Annotated in this window: 18 protein-coding genes, 2 pseudogenes and 1 riboswitch; of the genes and pseudogenes, 5 read left to right on the top strand and 15 right to left on the bottom strand. The window is 37.1% G+C overall.

Annotated elements, in window-relative coordinates; translation table 11 throughout:
- Positions 1–114: 114 nt before the first annotated feature.
- Entirely contained in the window at positions 115–711 is a 597-nt protein-coding gene (locus KQI71_RS04035; protein WP_216434335.1) for an NUDIX hydrolase, read from the top strand.
- Here the strand turns inward: KQI71_RS04035 and KQI71_RS04030 are convergent.
- The 5 genes from KQI71_RS04030 to KQI71_RS04010 all read right to left on the bottom strand — a co-directional run bounded on the left by KQI71_RS04030 (position 676) and on the right by KQI71_RS04010 (position 6,100).
- The gene (locus KQI71_RS04030) at positions 676–2,313 is read right to left on the bottom strand and encodes a putative manganese-dependent inorganic diphosphatase (protein ID WP_216434333.1); all 1,638 of its coding nucleotides are present in this window, start codon (positions 2,311–2,313) and stop codon (positions 676–678) included. The genes KQI71_RS04035 and KQI71_RS04030 overlap by 36 nt on opposite strands.
- Positions 2,310–3,407, bottom strand: coding sequence for a sensor histidine kinase (locus KQI71_RS04025; RefSeq protein ID WP_216434331.1), 1,098 nt, complete (start codon positions 3,405–3,407; stop codon positions 2,310–2,312). The genes KQI71_RS04030 and KQI71_RS04025 overlap by 4 nt, the downstream gene beginning before the upstream one ends.
- Before the next feature lie 25 nt (positions 3,408–3,432).
- Positions 3,433–4,134 carry a VanR-ABDEGLN family response regulator transcription factor gene (vanR, locus tag KQI71_RS04020; protein ID WP_216434329.1) on the bottom strand — a complete coding sequence of 234 codons (702 nt, stop codon included), beginning with the start codon at positions 4,132–4,134 and terminating at the stop codon, positions 3,433–3,435.
- Between the two features lie 10 nt (positions 4,135–4,144).
- Complete coding sequence (locus tag KQI71_RS04015) at positions 4,145–5,167, bottom strand: hypothetical protein (RefSeq protein WP_216434327.1); 1,023 nt, start codon at positions 5,165–5,167, stop codon at positions 4,145–4,147.
- A gap of 99 nt (positions 5,168–5,266) precedes the next feature.
- Complete coding sequence (locus KQI71_RS04010) at positions 5,267–6,100, bottom strand: patatin-like phospholipase family protein (RefSeq protein ID WP_216434325.1); 834 nt, start codon at positions 6,098–6,100, stop codon at positions 5,267–5,269.
- A 161-nt stretch (positions 6,101–6,261) separates the two neighbouring features.
- Positions 6,262–6,384: riboswitch (TPP riboswitch) on the top strand.
- A gap of 117 nt (positions 6,385–6,501) precedes the next feature.
- Here KQI71_RS04010 and thiC point away from each other — a divergent pair.
- Positions 6,502–7,803 carry a phosphomethylpyrimidine synthase ThiC gene (thiC, locus tag KQI71_RS04005; RefSeq protein ID WP_216434323.1) on the top strand — a complete coding sequence of 434 codons (1,302 nt, stop codon included), beginning with the start codon at positions 6,502–6,504 and terminating at the stop codon, positions 7,801–7,803.
- Positions 7,804–7,900: 97 nt separating this feature from the next.
- The gene (locus KQI71_RS04000) at positions 7,901–9,256 is read left to right on the top strand and encodes a sodium-dependent transporter (RefSeq protein ID WP_216434321.1); all 1,356 of its coding nucleotides are present in this window, start codon (positions 7,901–7,903) and stop codon (positions 9,254–9,256) included.
- 379 nt (positions 9,257–9,635) lie between these two features.
- Here KQI71_RS04000 and KQI71_RS03995 read toward each other — a convergent pair whose 3' ends face one another.
- Entirely contained in the window at positions 9,636–10,961 is a 1,326-nt protein-coding gene (locus KQI71_RS03995; protein WP_253287920.1) for a 2-hydroxycarboxylate transporter family protein, read from the bottom strand.
- 27 nt (positions 10,962–10,988) lie between these two features.
- Positions 10,989–12,161: an NAD(P)-dependent malic enzyme gene (locus KQI71_RS03990; RefSeq protein ID WP_216434319.1), complete on the bottom strand. Its 1,173-nt coding sequence runs from the start codon at positions 12,159–12,161 to the stop codon at positions 10,989–10,991.
- A gap of 168 nt (positions 12,162–12,329) precedes the next feature.
- On the opposite strand from KQI71_RS03990, the gene KQI71_RS03985 reads away from it, so the two are divergent.
- Both KQI71_RS03985 and KQI71_RS03980 read left to right on the top strand, forming a co-directional pair.
- Positions 12,330–13,910, top strand: coding sequence for an ATP-binding protein (locus tag KQI71_RS03985; protein ID WP_216434317.1), 1,581 nt, complete (start codon positions 12,330–12,332; stop codon positions 13,908–13,910).
- Positions 13,903–14,586, top strand: a complete 684-nt coding sequence (locus KQI71_RS03980; protein ID WP_216434315.1) for a response regulator — start codon at positions 13,903–13,905, stop codon at positions 14,584–14,586. The genes KQI71_RS03985 and KQI71_RS03980 overlap by 8 nt, the downstream gene beginning before the upstream one ends.
- Positions 14,587–14,614: 28 nt before the next feature.
- On the opposite strand, the gene KQI71_RS03975 is transcribed toward KQI71_RS03980, so the two are convergent.
- The 8 genes and pseudogenes from KQI71_RS03975 to KQI71_RS13070 form a co-directional block, all read right to left on the bottom strand.
- A complete protein-coding gene (locus KQI71_RS03975; protein WP_216434313.1) occupies positions 14,615–15,106 on the bottom strand; it encodes a YcxB family protein in 492 nt (163 codons plus the stop codon).
- A gap of 68 nt (positions 15,107–15,174) precedes the next feature.
- Positions 15,175–16,029, bottom strand: a complete 855-nt coding sequence (nadC, locus tag KQI71_RS03970) for a carboxylating nicotinate-nucleotide diphosphorylase (protein ID WP_334300756.1) — start codon at positions 16,027–16,029, stop codon at positions 15,175–15,177.
- Positions 16,004–17,305: an L-aspartate oxidase gene (locus tag KQI71_RS03965; protein ID WP_216434311.1), complete on the bottom strand. Its 1,302-nt coding sequence runs from the start codon at positions 17,303–17,305 to the stop codon at positions 16,004–16,006. The genes nadC and KQI71_RS03965 overlap by 26 nt, the downstream gene beginning before the upstream one ends.
- A gap of 36 nt (positions 17,306–17,341) precedes the next feature.
- Positions 17,342–18,250 carry a quinolinate synthase NadA gene (gene nadA / locus KQI71_RS03960; RefSeq protein WP_216434309.1) on the bottom strand — a complete coding sequence of 303 codons (909 nt, stop codon included), beginning with the start codon at positions 18,248–18,250 and terminating at the stop codon, positions 17,342–17,344.
- Positions 18,251–18,480: 230 nt separating this feature from the next.
- Positions 18,481–19,590, bottom strand: a complete 1,110-nt coding sequence (locus KQI71_RS03955; protein WP_216434307.1) for an ABC transporter ATP-binding protein — start codon at positions 19,588–19,590, stop codon at positions 18,481–18,483.
- A gap of 14 nt (positions 19,591–19,604) precedes the next feature.
- Positions 19,605–21,662: a glycoside hydrolase family 3 C-terminal domain-containing protein gene (locus KQI71_RS03950; RefSeq protein WP_216434305.1), complete on the bottom strand. Its 2,058-nt coding sequence runs from the start codon at positions 21,660–21,662 to the stop codon at positions 19,605–19,607.
- A gap of 19 nt (positions 21,663–21,681) precedes the next feature.
- Positions 21,682–23,255, bottom strand: a pseudogene (yicI, locus tag KQI71_RS03945) (alpha-xylosidase).
- 141 nt (positions 23,256–23,396) lie between these two features.
- Positions 23,397–23,834: pseudogene (locus tag KQI71_RS13070) on the bottom strand (alpha-xylosidase); the annotation flags it as partial.
- Positions 23,835–24,084 lie beyond the last annotated feature (250 nt).

Below are 24,084 nucleotides of genomic sequence, written 5' to 3'. Positions count from 1 at the left end.
ATTTCACAACCCGAATCTATTTTTTCCTTTCATTGACTTTTTACAGATTTTCTTTATAATGAAAGCCAAAATCACATAACTATAAACAAATTTAGAAATCCCAGGAGAAATTTTATGTTTGAATATTTAAAGCAGCGTATCCCAAAACGAATTGAAGAAGAAAAAGAACGAGTATCTGCAGTTATGATCCCACTCATCAAAAAGCAGGATGGCTATCATATCTTATTCGAAGTACGTTCCAGCAAATTAAGGCATCAACCCGGTGAAATCTGTTTTCCCGGAGGAAAACGTGAACATGGAGAATCTACTATGGAAACGGCCATTCGTGAAACAAAAGAAGAGCTTCTGATCAACGATTGTGACCTGAAGCTCTATGGTGCCCTCGATTATTTCCTGTCCCCTGCAAAAGCGAGGATTGAACCATTTCTTGGAGAATTATTCCATTACAATGGACAATACAGTACCGATGAAGTCGATTCTGTCTTTACCGTTCCTCTTTCTTTTTTTCAAGAAACAAAACCTTCTTTTTATTATAACGACATTTCCATTTCTCCGCGGGAAGATTTTCCATTTGAAGAAATCCCCGGCGGGAAAAACTACCCATGGGCAAAAGGCAGTTATGAAGTATGCTTTTATCGATATGACAAGCATATCATATGGGGAATGACTGCAAAATTACTCCTGAATAACATTCAATACATTCGGAATTAACTGTTTCTTTCTAGACATGACACCTGGCAGTACCGCAACATTTCCATTGACCTCTGTCTCAAATGCCTGTTCGATGGTACTCTGACTGTTATCTCCTGTCATTGCCAGATAGGTTGTCTCTTCCAAAATATTTGTAAGCATAAAGAATACCATATTTAATTTCTGTTCTTCTCTTACAGATTCCATATATGGTAAAATCTTATCTTTGATTTCTTCCAATTCAGACTGATCTAATGATGTAATCTGTCCAACACCGAAAGTAACATCTGCTGCTGTAAATTTCTTGTAATCCTGATAGAAAATTTCATCAGCAGCTTTGCCTTTCAGATCACTTCCCGCGCGGAACATCTGCTGAGCAAAATCCTCAATTTCGATACCTGCAATCTTTGCAAGTTCATTTGCGATCTGTTCATCTACTGGTGTACATGTTGGTGAACGGAACATTAACGTATCAGAAAGAATTGCTGAGCAAAGCATACCTGCGATTGGTTTTGTAATCTCTACATTATTTTCTCTATACATTTGTGTAATAATTGTTGCTGTACATCCAACTGGTTGGTTTCTAAAGTAAACCGGTGACATTGTTTCCAGATCTCCAATACGATGATGATCAATGATTTCCTGAATATCACACTCTTCCAAACCTTCTACAGCCTGAGATACTTCATTATGATCCACTAAGATTAACTGTTTTTTCTGAATTTCCAGTAATCTACGTCTGGATAATAATCCTACAAATTCATGATCTGCATTTAAAACAGGAAAATAACGGAAACGTTTTTTCGTCATTTCATCTTTAACATCATCAATGAAATCATTTACGCTAAATGTTGCAACTTTTTCTGCCTCTGTCATTGCATAGGATACAGGAATCGACTGACAAATCAAACGACTTGCAATAAATGTATCATATTCTGTGGCAATGATGCGGCATCCTTTTTCTTTTGCAGCTTTGACAACTTCAGCATCCACTTCTGTTCCCATGCAGGCAACGATCAGCTGAGCTCCGCTTTCAATTGCTGCTTTCTGTGCGTCTGGACGGTTTGCCAGAATCACAATGTCATCATTCTTCATAAATTCCGTCATTGTCTCAACGCTGGCTGCAAGAACTGTAAGTCTTCCGTCTTCGATCACACCATCTTCATTACCTACTAACATCTTTCCGTTTAATGTAGATAGAAGATTCTTATATGGTGTTTTTGCCTTTGCTAAAATTTCGTTATCAAAAACATCCATATCTGCATGAGCGATATCACTAATAGATACAAGACCTTTTAATTTCTTTCCTTCCAGGACTGGAAGAGATACCAGTTTTAATTCATGCATCTTGTCTCCGGCTTCTTTAATTGAACAAGACTCTGTAACTCCTTCAATTTCATGAAGGTTTACATCTGTCACACGTGGACGCATATCGTTAACATAAGTTGGTGCTTTTACGCCAAACTGTTCCAAAACGAACTGGGTTTCCCCATTGACATTTCCTGCACGGCAGGCTTCATATCTCCCTCCATTTACTTCATTTTTTAAGTTTGCATACGCCAGAGCAGAACAAATAGAATCTGTATCTGGGTTGCGATGTCCTATTACATGTACTTTTCTCATGTTTCCTCCTTCTTTCTCGGTAGCCATATAATAAAGGATGTATAGCCATCCTGGCTCTCTGCCTTAATCGTACCATCATGAAGCTCAATAATTTCCTTGGCAATGGCAAGTCCAAGACCTGCTCCTCCTGTCTCTGAAGATCTCGCCTCATCTAGACGGTAAAATTTTTCAAATAAATTTTTCAGCTGATGATCTGGTATGGTTTTTCCCTGATTTCTCACAAGAATCTTTGCCTTATCTTCCTCAATCGTTCCATAAACCTCAATTTTGGAATTCGGATTGCAATAAGAAACAGCATTTCTCAACAAATTCTCAAACACTCTCGCAAGACGATCTGGATCTCCAAAAATTACAATCCGATCATCTACTTCTATCGTACATTTAAGTCCTTTGTTCCGAAAAACAGGAGTGAATGAATCAAGCACCTGTTCCAGAAGAACATAAAGATAGAACTCCTTCTTTTCTAAAGTAATATTTTGAAGATTATATCTCGTAATTTCAAAAAATTCATTGATTAACTCCCCAAGGCGTTTTGCCTTCTCAAGAGATATCCTTGTATATTTTGCCCTTTGCTCTTCCGGCATATCCGGTGCTTCATTCAAAAGGCTCAGATAAGCGATCACTGAAGTCAGCGGAGTTTTCAGATCATGCGCCAGATATACTATAATATCATTTTTTCTCTGTTCTGTCTCCTCCACATTTCTTTTTTGTTCCTTAATCGTCCCTTTAATTTCATTTAATTGCTCTTCTACTGGAAAAAGAGTTTCCGGAAGAGAAATCTTGTCATTAGACTCATCAAGAATCATCTGTATTCCTGCTTCTACCTGCCGCAAATACGTTGTAAATTTTGACATTCCAAGATAAAAGCTAAATAAAATAAGAGTTAAAAAACCTCCTCCAATGATTAAAGACTTGTTCTTCCAAAAAATCAATCGATATAGATCAATTGCATCAATCTCATTCATTCCAATTTTCTGAAACAAATAAACAACTGTTTTTGCAAAAGAATTCTGCAAAATACCGTCTACAAAAACATCCAAAACAAAATAGCCGATCAGCGAAACAATGATGCTAATCCCAATCGTCTGGATCATAATCCTTATCTTTAAACTTCGATATTTACTCCTCAACTTTGTAACCAACTCCCCAGACTGTCTTGATTAATTCTTTATGTCCCATAACTTCTCCAAGTTTTTCTCTTAAATGACGAATATGAACCATAACTGTATTATTATTATTTTTAAAATACTTTTCTTTCCATACCTGTTCAAAAAGGCTTTCGGAACTAATCACTTTTCCTCTGTTTTTTGTCAAAATCCATAGAATAGAAAATTCCAAAGGAGTCAATGTCACTTCTTCTTCTCCATAAGTGCACTGATGAGTGGAACGGTTTAAAATCAACCCGGAAATTTCCTGTGTGTCATCCTGACTGCTTCCGGTTCCATCATTATATCTTGTAAATCTTCTTAACTGGGCTTTCACACGCGCCATCAGTTCTAATGGCTCAAACGGTTTCTCAATATAATCATCTGCACCAAGCGTCAGACCATTAATTTTATCCATAGAACTTGCTTTGGCTGTAAGCATAATCACCGGAAATGTATATTTTAGACGAATTTGTTTTAAAATTTCAAATCCATCAATATCCGGGAGCATAACATCCAAAATTGCAAGATCGATATTCTCCCTTTCTACACAGGCCAACGCATCTTTTCCATTATAAAATTTGTGCACCTGATAATTTTCATTTTTTAAATATAATTCAATAAAATCTGCAATTTCTTTTTCATCATCTACTACCAGTACGGTTGACTGTTTCATCATTTCCTCCTTACTGTTTTCCACCTTCGATCACTCGGAAACGTTCTTTTCTCAACAATTCTTCTCTCGTATGTCCTTTCAGACCATAAATTGGAATATTATAAAAAAGTTTTTTTACATATTCGCATAGTTCTTTTTCATCTTCTCTGGAATCATGTTCCAATAATCCTGTTACCTGAAGCATCGCATCCAGATAAGTAACCCCATTTTGTATTACTAATATGACAGATTTTATAATCAGCATTGCCTGATATCTATCATGTTCTATTTTTTCTAAAATAAAAACAAACAGTTCTGATATTCCATTCCATCCTGTAATTCCATTTCCGACCGCAAGATCAATATATTCCTGTCTCGTATACTTTCGAAACGTCAGATCCCTGTGTTCATTCCATTCATCAAAAATACGGCTTCTGTCGGAAACTTCCCGACTTGCCATAAACAATCGCTTATTTTTCTGATTGCGCAGCAAAAGACCACTTCTCCAGAATACAATACGCACCATTAAAAATTCTTCCAATTCCGCGTAAGTGCCAGGTTGTGTGGCAACCTCTGCAAAAATCTCATAACAATCATAAAGATCAAGAATCCCATAAGAAAACATCATACCAAAAATAATCTCTTCCCATTCAGTATATCTCTCCATATCCTGTTTCATTTGACGACTTTGTACAGAAAAGAAAAAAATATCCTTTGCTTCCTGATTAACTCTTAATGCATCTTCTTCTACAGAAATAAAACCAAGATAGCAAAGCTGCTGTAATTCTTCCATATAAGGTTCTATCAAAATTCCTGTAGAATCTTGCGGTTTCCACAAATCAATCAATAATTCAATTGCTTCTTTTCGAAGCATTTTCCCAAGAAGCTCCGGATGTTCTTGAAGTTTATTTGAAACTTCCTGAGCCATTTCTTTTGGTTCACTTTCCTCGCAAAATGGTAGAAAGAGACGTTCACATATGACCATCAGATTTCTTGGCTGATTTGCAGCTAATTCTTCTATGTACGATTTTTCTGAAACTAGTACTTTGGCCATATTATGCCTCCTTCGCCTGATGTAGCGTTTTCTTATTTATATAAAGTATATCTTATTGGACGTATTCCGTCCAGTGTGAAGTTTTTGAAGAATTATCTTTTAAAATAATTCCTTTATTCTATTTATATTCTCTTTTGTCATCTGATATCCCATATCATAAGTTTGTCTTAAAACATCGATATCTTTTTCCAAACTTTCAATCGAGTGACTTGGTCTTAAAATAACAGCTTTGCCTTCTTTTTCCAATTTTTCACAAAACCGAACCGTCTGATTATATCTTATATGTCGATTCATCAAAAGTTCTGGTAAATGTGGATATTTTTTCTTTAACACAAATGATGCCAATTTATGACTCTTACTTAATGTCTTTTTATATCCCTTTGGTCTTGTTAATACAATCAAATTCTTTTCGTTACCATCCCGAATTGCCTTTCGTATCGGAATCGGATCTGCCAGACCACCATCAAAATATGGCTGTCCATCTAATTTAATCGCTGGAAATACAAGTGGAATTGCACAGGTTGCCCTAAGCATCATACATTTTTTATCCAGCTTGCTTCCATCTTTATATTCTACTTGTCCAGTCCGGGCATTGGTCACTCCAACCCGAATTCTTCCTTTATATTCATGAAATGTTTTCCAATCGAATGGATACAGTTTATTAGGAATCGTATCATAAATAAAATCAAGCCCAAATGGACTTTTTTGTTTTAACAAATTTCCTTTTCCAATATATCTCGTGTCATTTCTATGATTGATTAAAATCTGAAGATTTCTCTTTTTTTGTTTAGAAATATAGGAAAATCCATCGCAGATTCCTGCTGATACTCCAATCATATATGGAAACATAATATCTTCATCCAGCAGCGCATCCATAACTCCAGCGCTAAAAATTGGGCGGAATGTACCGCCTTCCAAAATAATTCCAGGCATAATTGATCCTCCAATCTGCACCTAACTTCGCAAGCCTGACCCTGCAAGTTATGCCTTTCCTGGATATTATAGCACGTTTCTACCATTGAAAGATACAAATTGAGCAAGAAAATATCATCTTTTTTTATTGCTATCATCACTCTTCAATGGTACAATATTGTCGTAACTAAAATGGGAGCTTAACAAAGGTACACCGTTGCCTTGGCTGAGAGGAAGTTTTTTGAGACTTCGACCATCGACCTGATGCGGATAATGCCGCCGTAGGGATTTGGATGCTATGAATACAAGATGAACTGTAAAGCGGCATCAAATCGTTTTTTCGGTTTGTCTTTTTTTATCTCAACAAAATATCGGAATATCAAAACAAAGAGTCTCCCAAACTATGAATTGGAGGTTTCGTAATGAAATACACAACACAGATGAACGCTGCAAGACAGGGAATTGTAACAAAAGAAATGGAAGCGGTCGCTGCCTATGAAGGACTTGACGTACAAGATATCTTAAAGGAAGTTGCTGCAGGAACAATTGTTATCCCAGCAAATAAAAACCACAAATGTTTAAAACCTTTTGGTATCGGGAACTCTTTAAAGACAAAGATCAATGTCAATCTTGGTACATCTAGAGATTGCCTGAATCTGGACGTTGAGATGGAAAAAGTACATCAGGCTGTTGATATGGGCGCAGAAGCTATCATGGATTTATCTTCTTTTGGACATACTCATGTATTTCGTAAAAAACTGGTAGATGAATGTCCAGCAATCCTTGGTACTGTGCCAATTTATGATGCCATTGTTTATTATAACAAACCACTAAAAGAAATCACATCCCGTGAATGGATCGACGTATTTAAAATGCATGCAGAAGATGGTGTAGACTTTATGACCATCCACTGTGGTATCAACCGCAACACTGCTGATCGTTTCAAAGCTATGAAACGTAAAATGAATATCGTTTCTCGTGGAGGATCTTTAATCTTTGCATGGATGGAAGCAACAGGAAATGAAAATCCATTCTTCGAATATTATGATGAAATCCTAGATATTTGTAATGAATATGATGTAACTTTAAGCCTTGGTGATGCATGTCGTCCTGGATGTCTTGCAGATGCCAGTGATGTTTCTCAGATCGAAGAGCTTGTTACATTAGGAGAATTAACTGCACGTGCATGGAAAAAAGATGTACAGGTTATGATCGAAGGTCCAGGTCATATGCCAATGGATCAAATCCAGGCAAACATGAAAATTCAGCAGACCATTTGCCATGGTGCACCTTTCTATGTCCTTGGACCTCTTGTTACAGATATCGCACCTGGATATGATCATATTACTTCTGCCATCGGTGGCGCAATCGCTGCTGCTTCTGGTGCCAGCTTCTTATGCTATGTAACACCAGCAGAACATTTACGTCTTCCAAACCTTGATGATGTAAAAGAAGGAATTATGGCTTCCAAAATTGCAGCACATGCAGCCGATATCGCAAAAGGTGTTAAAGGCGCTATGGATTGGGATAATCAGATGGCTGCTGCAAGACAGAAACTTGATTGGGAAAAACAGTTCGAACTTGCTCTTGATCCTGAAAAGGCAAGAAGATATCGTGAAGAGTCAACTCCTGAGAGAGAGGATACCTGCACTATGTGCGGAAAGATGTGCTCTGTACGAAATATGAATGCCGTTCTGGCCGGTGAAGATGTAGACGTCATCTAAAATATAATGCATGATGGAATCTAAGAACTCCGGCGGATCCAAAGCATATGATTTTTGTATTCCTTAAAAATATATGTATGAAAGAGGTATCAAACTTATGTCAAATGAAAGAAATGGATTTTCAAGCCGTCTGGGATTTGTTCTCGCAACGGCTGGGTCCGCCGTAGGTCTTGGAAATATTTGGAGATTTCCATATCTAGCGGCAAAATATGGCGGAGGAACTTTCCTCCTAATCTACCTGATTCTTACTTTAACCTTCGGTTTTACTTTGATGATCACTGAAGTTGCTCTTGGAAGAAAAGCAGGTACAAGTGCGATCAATGCATTCGGGCATTTTCGCAAAAAATATACATTTATCGGTTACTTAACGAGTATTATTCCATTTATTATTTTCCCATATTATTGTGTCATTGGTGGATGGGTTACAAAATATGCGCTAATTTCTCTTCAAGGAAGAATTCACGAAGCAACTTCTGATACATTCTTTACTGAATTTATTGGAAAAACAACGGAACCTATGATCTGTCTTCTTGTCTTCCTTGTAATTACAACCGTTGTTGTAGCCGGTGGTGTAAAAGGCGGAATCGAACGTGTCAGCACAATCCTTATGCCGGTACTGATCATCCTTTTAATCGGGGTTTCCGTTTTTTGTATTACAAGACCTGGTGCCATGGCTGGTGTTGTTTATTACTTAAAACCGAATCTTAGCGATTTAAGTCCAAAAACATTCCTTGCTGCACTTGGACAGCTTTTTTATTCGATGTCACTTGCCATGGGAATTATGATTACCTTTGGATCTTATATGCCAAGGAAATCAGACTTGGAACAATCAGTAACACAAGTAGAATGTTTTGATACAGGTGTTGCTTTCCTTGCAGGACTGATGATCGTACCTGCTGTATTTGTATTCTCCAATGGAGACTCTTCCATGCTGGCAAAAGGACCATCCTTAATGTTTGTAATGCTGCCAAAAGTATTTGACAGTATGTCTTTTAGCAATGGAATTGCTATGGTATTTTTTGTGTTGGTATTGCTTGCAGCCTTGACTTCTTCTATTTCCTTACTGGAAACTCTGGTTGCTGTATTAATGGATAAATTTCAGATGAAGAGATCTACTGCATGTATTACCATGTTTATTATTGCCTTACTGATGGCTGTTCCATCTTCTCTCGGATTCGGAGTTTGGAACGGAATCAAGATTCTTGGATTTGATTTTCTTGATTTCTTTGATTTTATTAGTAATAGTGTTTTAATGCCGATTGCTGCATTTTTAACCTGCATTTTTGTCGCTTATGTAATTAAACCGGAAGCTATTATCAATGAAGTAGAAAGTTCCGGAAAATTCAAAAGAAAACCTTTATTCCTTGTGATGATCAAATATATCGCTCCGATCTGCATCATAGCGATTCTGATCTTCTCCATCCTAGAAGGAATGGGAATTATTACAGTATAAATATAAAAAAGTTGCCCTTGAGAACTCGCTTTCGCTCAGATTCTCACGCAATGGTTACTAAATTCGCGTGGTGGTTTCTCCACCTCGCTTATCAAGTACCAGCGTGTTCCTATGGTTCTCTTGGGGCAATTTTTTTATATCTTTTCATCGATTATTCCGATCACAATGCATGTATCAAATCCGATGTTTTAAATCTTATTCTCTTTTACTTTCGGTTCAATAGGAATTGCCCTTGAGAACTCGCTTTCGCTCAGATTCTCACGCAATGGTTACGCAATTTGCGTGGTGGTTTCTCCACCTCGCTTATCAAGTACCAGCGTGTTCTTATGGTTCTCTTGGGGCAATTTCTTATAGTTATATTTTAATTATTTCTAGCATATTATCCTAAGATACCAATTAAGAAGCTGGCTGAGATAAGGACGATGGCTCCTCCAAGTCTTGTTGCCATTTGTGCAAATGGGATTAACCCCATGCGGTCGGATGCCGAGAGGACAGCGATGTTTCCGGTTCCTCCCATACTGTTTGTGCATAAACCAGCTGTGATCGATGCTTCAACTGGGTAAAATCCAACAAATTTTCCAAACAGACCGGCACAGACAGCTACGGTAAGAATAATAACGACTGTAATAAGAATAAACTGTGGTGTTAGTGCTGCACCTAAAACCTTGAGATCAAGAAGGGCAATTCCAATTCCAGCAAGCAATGCACTTGTAAAATTTTTCATTACAAACTGACTCCACTGCACAGCGGCTTCTTCATATTTTTTTGGTACAATTCCCGCAACTTTGCAGATGACTACTACAATAATCATAAAAGCATATGCATGGACACTTGGAAAAATTTTGCTGATCAATGTTCCAATTGTAAAAAACATCATAGCAAATAATAATCCCATTCCCATCGTTGTAAAATCAAGTTCTTTTTTCTCTGTTTTCTTTCCATCATTTTTTGTTGGCATCAACTGTCCGTTTCCATTAATGGATGGAATGGCTGTTCCAAGTTTTGCAATTAAGGCCGCACAAATGATGGCTAATACATTTCCAACAGCAGAGGCTGGAATCATTTGGGAAATGATCTGTGCACTATCTGCACCAGTTGCTCCTGCATAAATACCAGAAAGTGGAATTACTCCAGCCCCCATGCCTCCACTCATCATTGGAAGTGCGATGTAAAGAATGGTTTCTCCAAATCCACGTCCGGTAATAATTCCCATCACACCTGCCATCAAGACAGCACATGTCATTGACAAAAATGAGATTGGAAGAAATCTTACGGCTGCCTTTTTTAAAAGATCACGGTCCATTCCAAGAATACTCCCTGTGATCAGGGCTGCAATATAAAAATCAAGAAATCCAACATTATTCATAAAATCCTTACAGTTTTCTACAACAGCTTTGGGGAGGATTCCAAATGTTGCCAGTGCAGAAGATGCAAAAATACAAAACACAGCCCCACCGCCTAAGTAGGATCGAATCATAGGAATTTTGTTTCCCATCAGATTAAGAGCACTTCCAAGAATCATCATAACAGCCAGCGCTCCTACCATGTTTTCTGGAAGAATTCCTGTCATTGCAGCATATAAAATAACAACTGCTGCAAGTAGATACATCGGCAAAGACATTCCCATAATTTTTATTTCTTTTAATTTTTCTATTCTCATTCCAGGCAGGCCCGCTGCCTGTACGCTTTTTAAAACCTTTTCCATGCTCCTTATCTCCCTTCTAAAAATTTTTTACAATTTTGAAACTCCAAGTTCGACTGCTTTTTTTGCAACTGCTTGTGCTACATGTTTTGCAACACGTTCATCGAAAGCTCCTGGAATAATATACTCTTCCTTTAATTCTTCTTTACTAATAATATCTGCAATTGCATAGACAGCTGCAATTTTCATTTCTTCTGTAATATCTGTTGCCTGCGCGTCCAGCGCCCCACGGAATATTCCTGGAAATACAAGGACATTATTGATCTGATTTGGAAAATCAGATCGCCCAGTCGCAACAACTCTTGCTCCACCCTTTTTTGCTTCGTCTGGCATAATTTCCGGTGTTGGATTTGCCATTGCAAATACAATGGCATCGTCTGCCATGTTGCTTACCATTTCCGCTGTTACAATTCCAGGTGCAGACAATCCAACAAAAATATCTTTTCCTTTCATTACTTCCGCAAGTGATCCATGAATTTGTTCTTTGTTTGTTTTTTCTGCCATTTCCTTTTGTGCCGGATTCATCCACTCTTCTCCCGGTGCCAACGCTCCCTGACGGTCTACAAGAACAACATCACCAACACCAATTTCTAAAAGCAGCTTACAAATTGAAATTCCTGCAGAACCAGCCCCATTGATAACAATTTTGACATCCTCCATTTTCTTTCCAACAAATTTCACGGCATTTAAAAGTCCTGCAGAAACAACAATGGCCGTTCCATGTTGATCATCATGAAATACCGGAATATCCAGTTCTTCTTTTAATCGTTTCTCAATTTCAAAACATCTTGGTGCTGAAATATCCTCCAGATTAATTCCTCCAAACACTGGCGCAATACGTTTTACCGTCTCAATAATTTCTTCTGTATCTTTTGTATCCAGACAAATAGGAAATGCATCAATCCCAGCAAACTCTTTAAAAAGAATTGCCTTCCCTTCCATAACAGGCATCGCTGCTTCTGGTCCAATATCTCCAAGGCCAAGAACCGCTGTTCCATCAGAAACAACTGCTACAAGATTTCCCTTTGCTGTATAACGATAAACTTCTTTTTTATTATCACGAATCTTTCGGCATGGTTCTGCAACTCCAGGTGTATATGCTGTACTTAAATCATCTCTTGTCTTTACTTTTACCTTTGAGATAATTCCAACCTTTCCTTTGTTTTCCTCATGCATTTTTAAAGCCATTGCATTGTAATCCATTGTTTAATCTCCTTTCAATTTTTTCTTACGTTTTTCTTTCTGATTTCACTTTATCAAATTTGCAAAAAAAGAAAAGTTTTAGAATCTATAGAAAGACTTTTGAAAGTAAAAAAAATGGAAACCACTATTTTTTTCTTTTATAATAAAATTAAACGAAAGGAGGCTTACATGAAAAAACTGTCTATTTTACAAAAACTTACTTTATCCTATACTTTGATCGTACTAATTGTTATGATTCTTACTGGTCTTTTTATTTTTCCAATAGAATTAAAAACCCTTAATAAAAACCTGGAATCAAATATTTCACATACTGCATCCATCCTATCCAGTGATCCAGAAATTATCGATGGATTGTCCAAAGGGACCTTTGATTCTTCGCTGATCAAACGACTTGATATCATTTTTTCTGGAACGACCAAAGATATCAATTATCTTGTTATTTCAAATACCAACGGTATCCGTCTTTATCATCAAAACCACTTTTATATTGGAAAAAAATTTACTGGTGGAGACTATGAAAAAATTTTAACCGGAGCAAAACCTTATATTACAATACGACAGGGAAATGAAGACGTACAAAAACGTGCCTTTCATGCAATTCAAAATAAAAAAGGCAATATCATCGGATTTTTAATGGTCAGTGCTTCTTTATCCACAATTCATCAACAAAAAAGGCAACTTATCACCGGTTTTCTATTGATTTTTCTTCTAATTTTTTGTGTTGGCGTAGTAATTGCTTACATTATCGCAAGAAATATAAGAAAATCACTACTCGGATTTGAACCTGGAACTTTTGCAGATATGTATTTACAAAGAGAAGAGATTCTTGATAATCTTGATGAATTGATTTTAGCCGTTGATAAAAACCAGCAGCTTCTTTATCAAAATAAAACTTCTGAAACAATGGAAGATGCAAAATCATTTTTTTCCAACACAGCTCTTACGGCTCTGATTGAAGAAGGATTTCACACCGGAAAGTCTCTATTTGGACGAATATTGGAAATTAGCGGAGCATCACTCCTTGTTAATCTAATTCCTTTACCAGAGCCCGGAAAACCAGAAGCTGTCCTTTTGATCATGCGTGATCGGACAGAAATTACTTCCCTCGCTCAACAGTTAACTGGAACAAATCATGTGATTGATGCTTTGAGAGCAAATACACATGAATATATGAACAAATTACATGTGATTTCTGGACTGCTCCAAATTGGATCCATCGATGAAGCGATTGAATTTATTAGTGATGTTTCAACAGATATTGAAAGTGGTTATCAGACGATTGTTCGTCAAATTAGAAATCGAACCATTGCTGCCCTAATTCTTGGAAAGCGAAATCGGGCAAAAGAATTAGATATTGATTTTACACTAAGAAAAGACAGCTCCCTCGAAGAACATAATCCATATCTATCGACAAAAGAGCTCGTCACAATTGTTGGAAATTTGATTGAAAATGCTTTTGATGCAACAAAAAATATGCCAGGAATTCGCCAGGTGGAACTATTCATCACCTCTAATGAACATGGACTGACCATCACGACCGATGACACCGGACATGGTATGACAGAGCAGCAAATTGAGCGAATTTATGAAGGACAATACACAACCAAAGGAGAAGGACATGGTATCGGCCTACGACTGATCCAAGAAATTATGAAAAAACATGAAGGATTTTTAGATATCGTGTCTGAACCGGAAGCTGGAACTTCCTTTACAATCAGCATCAATAAAAGGAGAAAAAATTATGATTAAAACCGTGATTGTTGAAGATGACCTGATGGTTGCTTCTATCAATTGTCAATTTGCACAAAAAAATCCAGATATCCAAATCGTAGCAACCTTCCATAATGGAAAAGATGCTCTAGCTTATTTAAAACAATCAACTGCAGATTTACTACTCCTTGATCTTTATATGCCAGATTATACAGGACTGGAACTTTTAAGCCAACTCCGGAAAGAAGGAAATGAAATTGATGTCATTATGATCACTGCGGCTAATGACGCTGAACATATTAACGAAGCACTTCGCCTTGGAATTGTCGATTACCTGATCAAACCATTCCAATATGATCGATTCGCCATGGCACTCGATAAATATCTTCTTCGTAGAAAAGCTATACAAAGTGGCCTTCCTTTCACTCAAGAAGAAATCGATCGTCTGGTCAGCACCACACCACCTTCCGCCTCAAGTAAAAAAACAGAATTACAAAAAGGGGTTCAACAAAAAACTCTAGAAAAAATCCGGACATGTCTGAACAATCATAAAAACCAATACCTGACATGCGAACAGATTGCCTCAGAAACTGGATTATCCAGAGTCACAATCCGAAGATATATGAATTTTCTTATTGAAGAAAACGAAGCCACCAGTCTTATTGATTACTCAACTGGCGGAAGACCAAGCATTTTATATGAGCTAAAAATATGAAGGGGCGTTTTATAACGCCCCTTCATCCTTACAACATTCGTTCTTTGATAAATTTTTCAAATTCTTCTTCTTTTCCTTTTGTAAACCCACCCTTTTTCACAAGAACTGCCTGGTTTTTTCCAATGATCAATGCATAAATATGTGGGAGATTATAAAACTTCCTTACCTGTTTATATTCATATTCTTTCTGAAGTTTTCCTTGTTCCATTAAAATTTTATTTCCAAAACGTACAATGCACTCCGGTTGTTCCTGTTCTTTTTTCTTTGCTGAATGGTCAATAACTTTTACAATAATTATATAATAACCATAAATTAAAAGACCCCCAACAAAGCAAAGGATAAACAGTGCACTTTCCGACATTTTATATCCTGCTTTAAGACTCAAGACAAAAGCAATTGCTGAGATGATCATTAAAACAATTCCAAGAATTCTCGTTGATTTACAGAAAACATACTTGGCGTATTCTTTTGTCACTTCTTTGTCTGTATGATATTGATTTTGAAATTTTAAATCTTCCATTTTGATATGTCTCCCTTTTATACAAAAAAATCCTGCTTTTCACAGGATTTTTTGTTTTTCTTTTTATTTTACTCTATAGGCTTTAGATGTTTCAGTGAAATATCCATAATCGGTGCTGAGTGTGTTAATGCTCCACAAGATACATAGTCAACGCCGATTTCACGGATCGTTTTTAGTCGTTCCTTTGTGACATTTCCAGAGCATTCTGTTTCAGCGCGTCCATCAATCAATTTCACGGCCTCGCGCATTGTGTCATCATCCATATTATCTAACATAATAATATCTGCACCAGCTTCTACAGCTTCTTTTACCATGGAAAGATTTTCTGTTTCCACTTCGATCTTTCTTACAAATGGCGCATATGCTTTTGCCATATCAACTGCCTGGCGAATGCCTCCGGCTGCTCCGATATGATTATCTTTTAACATAACTCCGTCCGATAAATTGTATCGATGATTATGTCCGCCTCCGACAGTTACCGCATATTTTTCAAATGGTCTCATGTTTGGTGTTGTTTTTCTTGTATCAAGAAGCTTTGTTTTATAGCCTTTCAGTTCCTTTGCCAGCTCATTTGTAAACGTAGCAATTCCACTCATTCTCTGAAGGTAATTTAATGCAACTCTCTCTCCGGAAAGTAATGCACGAATATCTCCTTTTACAACCCCCATGAGATCACCCTTTTTTACTCTGTCTCCATCTTTTAATTTTGTTTCAAAAATTACCTGATCATCCAGAAGCTTAAATACACGTTCAAAAACTTCCAATCCACAGATAATTCCATCTTCCTTACAAATCAGATCAACTGTTCCTAGTTTTGCCTGCGGCATGACAGCATTCGTACTGACATCTTCTCCTGTAATGTCTTCTTTTAACGCATTCATCAAATATTCATCGATGTTAATTTTCATCGTTACACCATTGATCATAAAAACTTCTGTCCTTTCGTTTGATTTCGTCCAGAACAAGCTGTTCATTTTCTTTTTCTCGTTGTTCTTCATTCTCATATTGAGAAAGATCTACAGGAACTTCTTCTGCTTTTCCTGGATGAGCTGTAATATCTTTTGCTGCCGCCTTTGCAAAAACCAAAGCTTCTAGCAGAGAATTACTTGCCAGACGGTTCTTTCCATGAACTCCATTACAGCTTGTCTCACCAACTGCATACAAATGATCCATCGATGTCTTACTATCTAGATTTACTTTTATACCACCCATAAAATAATGCTGTGCCGGTGTTACAGGAATTGGCTCTTTTGTCATATCATAGCCTTCTTCCAAACACTGTTTATAAATATTCGGAAAACGTTTTTTGATTCGTTCTCCATCCAAATGTGTCACTGATAAATACACATGATCGCTGTGATCCTTTTTCATCTGTTTACAAATCTCACCGGTTACAACATCTCTTGGTTTTAATTCATCGGTAAAACGCTCTCCATCTTTATTCAGCAGATAAGCCCCTTCTCCTCTGACAGATTCCGAAATCAGGAATCTTCTTCCTGGCTTCTTTGAATAAAAAGTCGTTGGATGAATCTGTATGTAGTTAATATTTTCCAGATCCACATGATGGCGCAAACAAATGGCAAGGCTGTCCGCTGTTAGATGAGGAAAGTTTGTAGAGTGTTTAAATAATCCACCGAGTCCTCCCGTTGCAAGCACAGTATCGGGTGCCTCAATCGTATCAAGTTCTCCTTGTTCATTTTTGTAAACGACTCCTTTACAAGCCCCACCTTTTTCAATAATATCGACCATTGTACAATGTGTCATGATCGTAATGTTATCTCGTTTCTTGGCCTCTTCATATAAATGGCTTGTAATTTCTTTTCCTGTCAGATCTTCATGATGAAGAATACGGAAGGTAGAATGTCCTCCTTCTCTCGTAAACTCGATTTTTCCATCCTTCAAGTCAAATCTCACACCAAAATCTTTTAGATCCTGTATAATCTGTGGTGATTCTTTGATCATCTTTTCGACGGCACCTTTGTTATTTTCATAATGTCCAGCCTTCATAGTGTCTTCAAAATAAGCATCATAATCTTCTGGATTCTTTAATGCAGAGATTCCTCCCTGTGCTAAAAATGAATCACTTTCTTCAACCTCTTTTTTTGTGATCACAATAATCTTATAATCCTTTGGGAGGAATAATGCGTGGAACAGTCCTGACGCACCGCTTCCCACGATAACAACATCTGCTGATTTCATAATTTTTTAGTCCCTTTCCTAGAACTTTTATCTTTTTTATCCGGCGATACGCAGCATCTCATCTAATGCTTTCTTTGCTTTAAGACGCAGATCTTCCGGAAGTTCTACTTGATTTTTTAAGTCTCTTAATGTGTCACGAACATTTTCCAGAGTAATTCTCTTCATATTCGGACAGAACTGACGGTGTCCTACAGAATAGAAAGTTTTTCCAGGATTCTTCTGTTTCAGTTCATAAAGCACTCCCATTTCTGTACAGATAATAAAAGTATCCTTATCTGATGCTGTTGCATAATTAATGATGCCAGATGTACTTCCCACATAATCCCCAAGTGCAACAACGTCTGGTGTACATTCTGGATGTACTAAAACTTCTGCTTCTGGATGTACCTCTTTGGCTTTTAACACATTTTCCTTCGTAATACTTCTATGTACATGACAGAAACCATCATTGTAAATAAAATTCTTTTCTGGAAGCTGACTTCCAATATATCTTCCAAGATTTTCATCTGGAATAAAGAAAATATTTTTCTGTGGAAGCGAGCTTACAACTTTTAGTGCATTGGATGATGTTACACATACATCCGCGTAAGATTTGATCTCTGCTGTAGAATTAATATAACATACAACCGCAAGATCATCGTATTCTTCTCTTACCTGTTTGATCTTATCAATATCGATCATATGTGCCATCGGGCAATCTGCTAACTGATCCGGCATCACAACCATACGGTCCGGATTTAAGATCTTTGCACTTTCACCCATAAAGTTTACTCCTGCAAAGCAGATCACATCTTTAGATTCTTTTAATGCAACTTTGGCAAGATAATAGGAATCCCCTACATAATCTGCAATTGCCTGCACCTCATCATCTACATAATAATGTGCTAATAAAACAGCATTTCTTTCTTTTTTTAATTGTTCGATTTCTTTCTTTAATTCGTCCATCCTTCTCTCCTTGCTATTGTTAATAAATATACCACTTCAACTTCGTCTAATCAAGTATCCATGCCACTTTTCCTATACATTTTCTCTGGTTTCAGACATTCTGAAAGTAGTATAACACAGTCCATGTTTTTTTTCTAACTTTGCACAATAGAAAAACAGCATTTCTATCAAAATTATTGTTTTATTGATAAAAATGCTGTTTTTCAAATTATAATTCCATTGATGTATTTTTAGTTTGTAATAACGTTTGTTGTTTCTTTATCAAATACATGTACTTTGGAAAGGTCGATGACAAAGTTTACTTCATCTCCCATTTTTCTTGTTGCTCCAGGTTCTACTCTTGCTGTCATTGGTGTATTGTTGAAGTCAAAGTATAAATAAACTTCAGATCCAAGCATTTCAGATGCATTGATTTTTGCACTGAATTTTGCATAAGCTGCATTTGGATTTTTGATTTCATCTGTAACATTTTCCGGACGTACTCCTACAACAACTGTCTTTCCATTGTAATTTCCAGCTTTTAATTTTGCTGCTTTTTCTGCAGGTAATGCAAATTCAAGATTTCCAGCCTTTAATGTTACATTATCCCCCTGAACATTACATACAGCATCAATAAAGTTCATCTGTGGAGATCCGATAAATCCTGCTACAAACAGGTTTCCTGGCTGATTATAAAGATGATCTGGTGTATCGATCTGCTGTACCACACCATCTTTCATAACAACAATTCTTGTTCCAAGAGTCATCGCTTCTGTCTGGTCATGTGTTACATAGATAATTGTTGTTCCAAGTTCTTCATGAAGTTTTGCAATTTCCACACGCATCTGAACTCTTAATTTAGCATCAAGGTTTGACAGTGGTTCATCCATCAAAAAGACTTTTGGATTACGCACAATCGCACGTCCCATGGCAACACGCTGTCTCTGACCTCCTGATAATGCACCAGGTTTACGATCAAGCAATGCTTCCAATCCAAGGATCTTTGCTGCATGATTTACTTTCTTTGCAATTTCATCTTTTGGAAGCTTACGAAGCTTTAATCCGAAAGCCATGTTATCAAATACAGTCATATGTGGATATAACGCATAGTTCTGGAATACCATGGCAATATTTCTATCTTTTGGTTCTACATCATTCATCAATTCTCCGTCGATCTTTAATTCTCCAGATGTAATTTCTTCCAGACCTGCAATCATTCTTAAGGTTGTTGATTTTCCACATCCTGATGGTCCGACGAAAATGATAAATTCTTTATCTTCTACTTCGATATTGAAATCTTTTACTGCTTCAAATCCGTTATCATACTGTTTTGTAATATGGGATAATGATAAACTTGACATAATATTTTCTCTCCTTAATCCATAAGCCGAATATCTCTTGAAGAACTTCCTACAAAGAATCTACAAGTGAATCCATTTTCAATTTCTACATTTACTGTGATTTGTTTCTCTTCTCCTGGTTTTAACGATACCTTTTCAAATCCGGCCAGTTCTTTTATAATGTCTGGTTCGTTTTCCCGATGAACATAAACCTGTACAATCTCGCTTCCTTCTACGTCTCCTGTATTTTTTACACAAAGAGTAATTGCTCGATTGGTTCGGTCTAATGCAAGATTGCTATATTCAAATGTTGTATAACTTAAACCGTGTCCAAAGCAAAATTGTGGTTCAATATGGAATTTATCATTATATCGGTATCCAACATAAATTCCTTCTGCATAACGAACTTTGTCTGTTCCAGGAAATTCTCCGATACAATGTGCAGAGCAGTCAGAAAGTGTTTTATAAAATGTTTCTGGAAGTTTTCCAGAAGGGTTGATTTCTCCAAGCAGAACTTCTGCCATGGCATTTCCACCTTCCATTCCTGCGTACCATCCCCAGACAACTGCTTTTGCCTGATCAATCCATTCTCCCATCTCTACTGGAGTTCCGCCAATCAGCACAACCGGCATGTCCGGTTTCACTTCTAAAAGTTCCTTAATCAACTCATCCTGTTCATATGGAAGTTTCATATCTGGACGGTCATTTCCTTCGCTATCATGATCATGGTCTAAGCCACCGATATAAATAACAGTTTCATATTCTTTTGCTTTTTCCACTGCTGCTTTTCGCATTGCGGCTCTTTTTTCTTTTAAAGCTTCATCTTCCTGCTGCTGTTTTACAGAACCGCCACCGTTTTCCAGACTGGTTTCCTGCCAGTTTGTATCGCTTTCTTCTTTTTTCGGATCTTTTTCATAACCTTCAATATAATCAACCTGTACATTTCCACCAAGATGTGTTTTCAATCCCATCAATGGTGTAATTTCATACAATGCTTTGATTTCTGCACTTCCCCCATTATTTGAGTGAATCTCTTCTGCATTTCTTCCAACAAGCAGAATCTTCTTCAATTCCTCTTTCTTTAATGGAAGTGTATGATCTTCATTTTTCAAAAGAATGACAGATTCTTCTGCAATTTCTAATGCTTTCTGTCGATGTTCCGGTGTATTATAAGCTCCGGATTTTCTTTTCCCATCGAGCATATGAAGACGGATCATCAGTTCCAGAATATGAAGAACTTTCTGATCAACAACTTCTTCACTGATTTCTCCTGCTTCGATTTTTTTCTTTAATGGATTTGCCATAAAGTAATCGTCAAAATCACTTGTTACTGACATTTCTACATCAAGCTGTGAATTTGCAGCTTTCTCTGTATCATGAACAGCTCCCCAATCGGATACGACAACTCCTTCAAATCCCCATTCTTCACGAAGAATGTCTTTTAATAAGAAATCACTTTGACAGCAATGTTCATCACGTATTTTATTGTAAGCTCCCATCACTGCATAAACATCACCTTCTGTAACTGCATCATGAAACGCTGGGAGATAAATTTTTCTCAAAACGTCTTCATCAATTTCAACATTTACCCAAAGACGTTCTGTTTCCTGATTATTTACTGCAAAATGTTTCACACACGCTGCGACATCCCAATTCTGTACTCCCTGAATATAAGGGACAGCCATTTCTTTTGTAAGATATGGATCTTCACTAAAATATTCAAAGTTACGTCCACAAAGAGGACTTCTCTTAATATTAACTCCTGGTCCAAGAAGCATGTCCTTGCCTCTTCCTCTGAATTCTTCTCCTAAAACATTTCCCATATCAGAAGAAAGCTTACGATTCCATGTTGCTGCCAGTGCACTGATACATGGCATATAAGTCACATAATCATCTGTATGATTGATCGTTGCCCAGCTATCCGGTTCAAATTCCTGACGAACACCCATCGGTCCGTCAGAAAATTTTAATGGTGGAATTCCAAGGCGTTCTACGCCAGCTGTCTGAAACAGCTGTGCACCGTGGATCATGCCGATCTTTTCATCCAGAGTCAGTTCTTTCAGAATTTTTTTCGCCTGATCTTTTCTCTGCATTTTCCTAAAACTCCTTTTTCTATCTGCACACAACAACAGCTTTTGGATCAGATACTTTCACAATTGTATCGTTGCCATCTACAACAAGTTCTGCATTGTCAGCTGATGTTAATTTACAATTTACAAAACGGATTTCATAAGCGTTTTCTGTCTCTGCCTTACATGTAATTGCTTCTCCGTCTTTCTTAATTTCAATACTTAATACTTGGCTTCCGTTTTGTGTTACACAAGTACTTGCTTCTTCCTTGAGCTCATATACTTTCAACTGAAGGTTCTTATCATAAGCATCATCATTTCTTTCCATCTGATTGCATACTGGAATGATAGAATTTTCTCTTACCCATAGAGGGATAGACAGATAATCATGATGTTCTTCTACCCATACGCCACCTTCTCTTGTTTCACCAGTTAAGTAATTTGTCCATGTTCCTGCTGGAAGATAATAATTAGCAATTCCATCTTCTCTAAAGATTGGTGCTGTTAAAATATTTCCACCTAACATATACTGACGATCAAGGTAAGCACAAGTTGGATCTTTTTCAAATTCCAATACCATACTTCTCATGGTTGGAACACCAGTCTTGGCTGTATATGCCGCATTGCTATAAATATTATAAGGAAGTAATTGCATCTTCAATTTTGTAAAGTATCTTACAACATCAACGGCTTTATCATCATAAGCCCAAGGTACACGATAAGAAGTACTTCCATGCAGACGGCTATGTGTAGATAATAATCCAAATGCTGCCCATCTCTTGTAGACATCTGCTGTTGATGTATTTTCAAATCCTCCAATATCATGGCTCCAGAAACCAAATCTTGACATTGTAAGAGATAATCCTCCACGAAGACTTTCTGCCATTGCTTCATAAGTTGACCAGCAATCTCCACCCCAATGAACTGGGAATTTCTGTCCGCCAACGGATGCTGATCTTGCAAATAATACTGCTTCTTCTTTTCCTTTTTTCTCTTCTAATAATTCATACACAACTTTGTTGTAAAGATAAGTATAATAGTTATGCATTTTTACTGGATCTGCTCCATCATAATAAACAACATCTTCTGTTGGAATTCTTTCTCCAAAGTCTGTCTTAAAGCAGTCAACACCCATATCTACTAAAACTGCAAGCTTATCTTTAAACCACTGACATGCCTGTGGATTTGTAAAATCTACAATTGCCATTCCAGGCTGCCACATATCCCACTGCCATACATCTCCATTGGTTCTCTTAATGAAATAACCTTTTTCCTTCCTTCCAAGAACAATGGGGATTCCTGTGCGATGTAAGGATTGATCCATACACAAATCTTTAATCCTTTAGCTTTGATTCTCTGTAACATTCCTTCTGGATCAGGGAACACTCTGTTATCCCATGTGAAATCACACCAGTGGAAATCTTTCATCCAGAAGCAGTCAAAATGAAATACCTGAAGAGGAATTCCACGTTCTTCCATTCCATTGATAAAACTCATAACAGTTTCTTCATCATAATTAGTTGTGAAAGAAGTAGATAACCATAATCCAAAAGTCCACTGTGCCGGCAGGGATGGTTTTCCTGTAATTCCTGTATAATGAGCAAGTACTTCTTTCATTGTTGGTCCATTGATAAAGAAATAATCTAAGCATTCTCCAGATACACTAAACTGTACTTTTGATACCTGTTCCGTTGCAACTTCAAAAGAAACATCTCCAGGATTATTGACAAAAACACCATATCCTTTATTTGTCAGATAAAACGGAATATTTTTATAAGACTAATAAGTACTTGTTCCACCATCTTCATTCCAGATATCAACTGTCTGTCCGTTCTTTACAAATGGTGTAAAACGTTCTCCCATTCCATAAACAAGTTCTCCAACTGAAAGAGAAAGCTGCTGGCGCATGTAAGCATCTTTACTTCCTTTATCGTAGGCATATCCTTTCCAATCTGTCTTCATAAATGCAAGATCTCTTCCGTTGCATTTTGAAATCATTTCTCCATCTCTTGCATACTCCATGCTGAAATTTTCTTTTGTGATCGTCAGTGACAGGCTTCCGCTTTTGATGCAGATTTTTTCATCGCTATCTTCGATCTCAAGTTCTACATTTTCCTGTGTCTCCAGCTCGAAATCCGGTCCTGTTTTTCTAATTCCAAGATGATGATAAGTCTTCACTCTCAGAACTTCCGGCATTGGGGAAGTTATTTCCAATGTCAGATTAATTCCACCCAGAGTATCTCCTCTGTGGAAAATTCTTGAAGTTGGTGCACACAGAGTTACTTTCTTTGGTTCGATCTTTGTAAAGTAAATCTGCTGTGGTGGAAAACATTCATAACCTTCTTTCTGTAGCCAACATCCATTTCCAAATTTCATTTTTCATATTCCTCCTAAAGCATATTTCATTTCCTTTAATTTCTTTCTATCATCCATTATAAAGGTGCTT

Source organism: Anaerostipes sp. MSJ-23 (assembly GCF_018918155.1).
Lineage (GTDB): Bacteria > Bacillota > Clostridia > Lachnospirales > Lachnospiraceae > Anaerostipes.
This window is presented reverse-complemented; position numbering and strand designations above follow the sequence as displayed.

Coding starts and splice junctions, on each gene's coding strand:
- KQI71_RS04035 (WP_216434335.1), top strand. CDS start 115: ATGTTTGAATATTTAAAGCAGCGTATCCCAAAACGAATTGAAGAAGAA.
- KQI71_RS04030 (WP_216434333.1), bottom strand. CDS start 2,313: ATGAGAAAAGTACATGTAATAGGACATCGCAACCCAGATACAGATTCT.
- KQI71_RS04025 (WP_216434331.1), bottom strand. CDS start 3,407: ATGATCCAGACGATTGGGATTAGCATCATTGTTTCGCTGATCGGCTAT.
- vanR (WP_216434329.1), bottom strand. CDS start 4,134: ATGAAACAGTCAACCGTACTGGTAGTAGATGATGAAAAAGAAATTGCA.
- KQI71_RS04015 (WP_216434327.1), bottom strand. CDS start 5,167: ATGGCCAAAGTACTAGTTTCAGAAAAATCGTACATAGAAGAATTAGCT.
- KQI71_RS04010 (WP_216434325.1), bottom strand. CDS start 6,100: ATGCCTGGAATTATTTTGGAAGGCGGTACATTCCGCCCAATTTTTAGC.
- thiC (WP_216434323.1), top strand. CDS start 6,502: ATGAAATACACAACACAGATGAACGCTGCAAGACAGGGAATTGTAACA.
- KQI71_RS04000 (WP_216434321.1), top strand. CDS start 7,901: ATGTCAAATGAAAGAAATGGATTTTCAAGCCGTCTGGGATTTGTTCTC.
- KQI71_RS03995 (WP_253287920.1), bottom strand. CDS start 10,961: ATGGAAAAGGTTTTAAAAAGCGTACAGGCAGCGGGCCTGCCTGGAATG.
- KQI71_RS03990 (WP_216434319.1), bottom strand. CDS start 12,161: ATGGATTACAATGCAATGGCTTTAAAAATGCATGAGGAAAACAAAGGA.
- KQI71_RS03985 (WP_216434317.1), top strand. CDS start 12,330: ATGAAAAAACTGTCTATTTTACAAAAACTTACTTTATCCTATACTTTG.
- KQI71_RS03980 (WP_216434315.1), top strand. CDS start 13,903: ATGATTAAAACCGTGATTGTTGAAGATGACCTGATGGTTGCTTCTATC.
- KQI71_RS03975 (WP_216434313.1), bottom strand. CDS start 15,106: ATGGAAGATTTAAAATTTCAAAATCAATATCATACAGACAAAGAAGTG.
- KQI71_RS03965 (WP_216434311.1), bottom strand. CDS start 17,305: ATGAAATCAGCAGATGTTGTTATCGTGGGAAGCGGTGCGTCAGGACTG.
- nadA (WP_216434309.1), bottom strand. CDS start 18,250: ATGGACGAATTAAAGAAAGAAATCGAACAATTAAAAAAAGAAAGAAAT.
- KQI71_RS03955 (WP_216434307.1), bottom strand. CDS start 19,590: ATGTCAAGTTTATCATTATCCCATATTACAAAACAGTATGATAACGGA.
- KQI71_RS03950 (WP_216434305.1), bottom strand. CDS start 21,662: ATGCAGAGAAAAGATCAGGCGAAAAAAATTCTGAAAGAACTGACTCTG.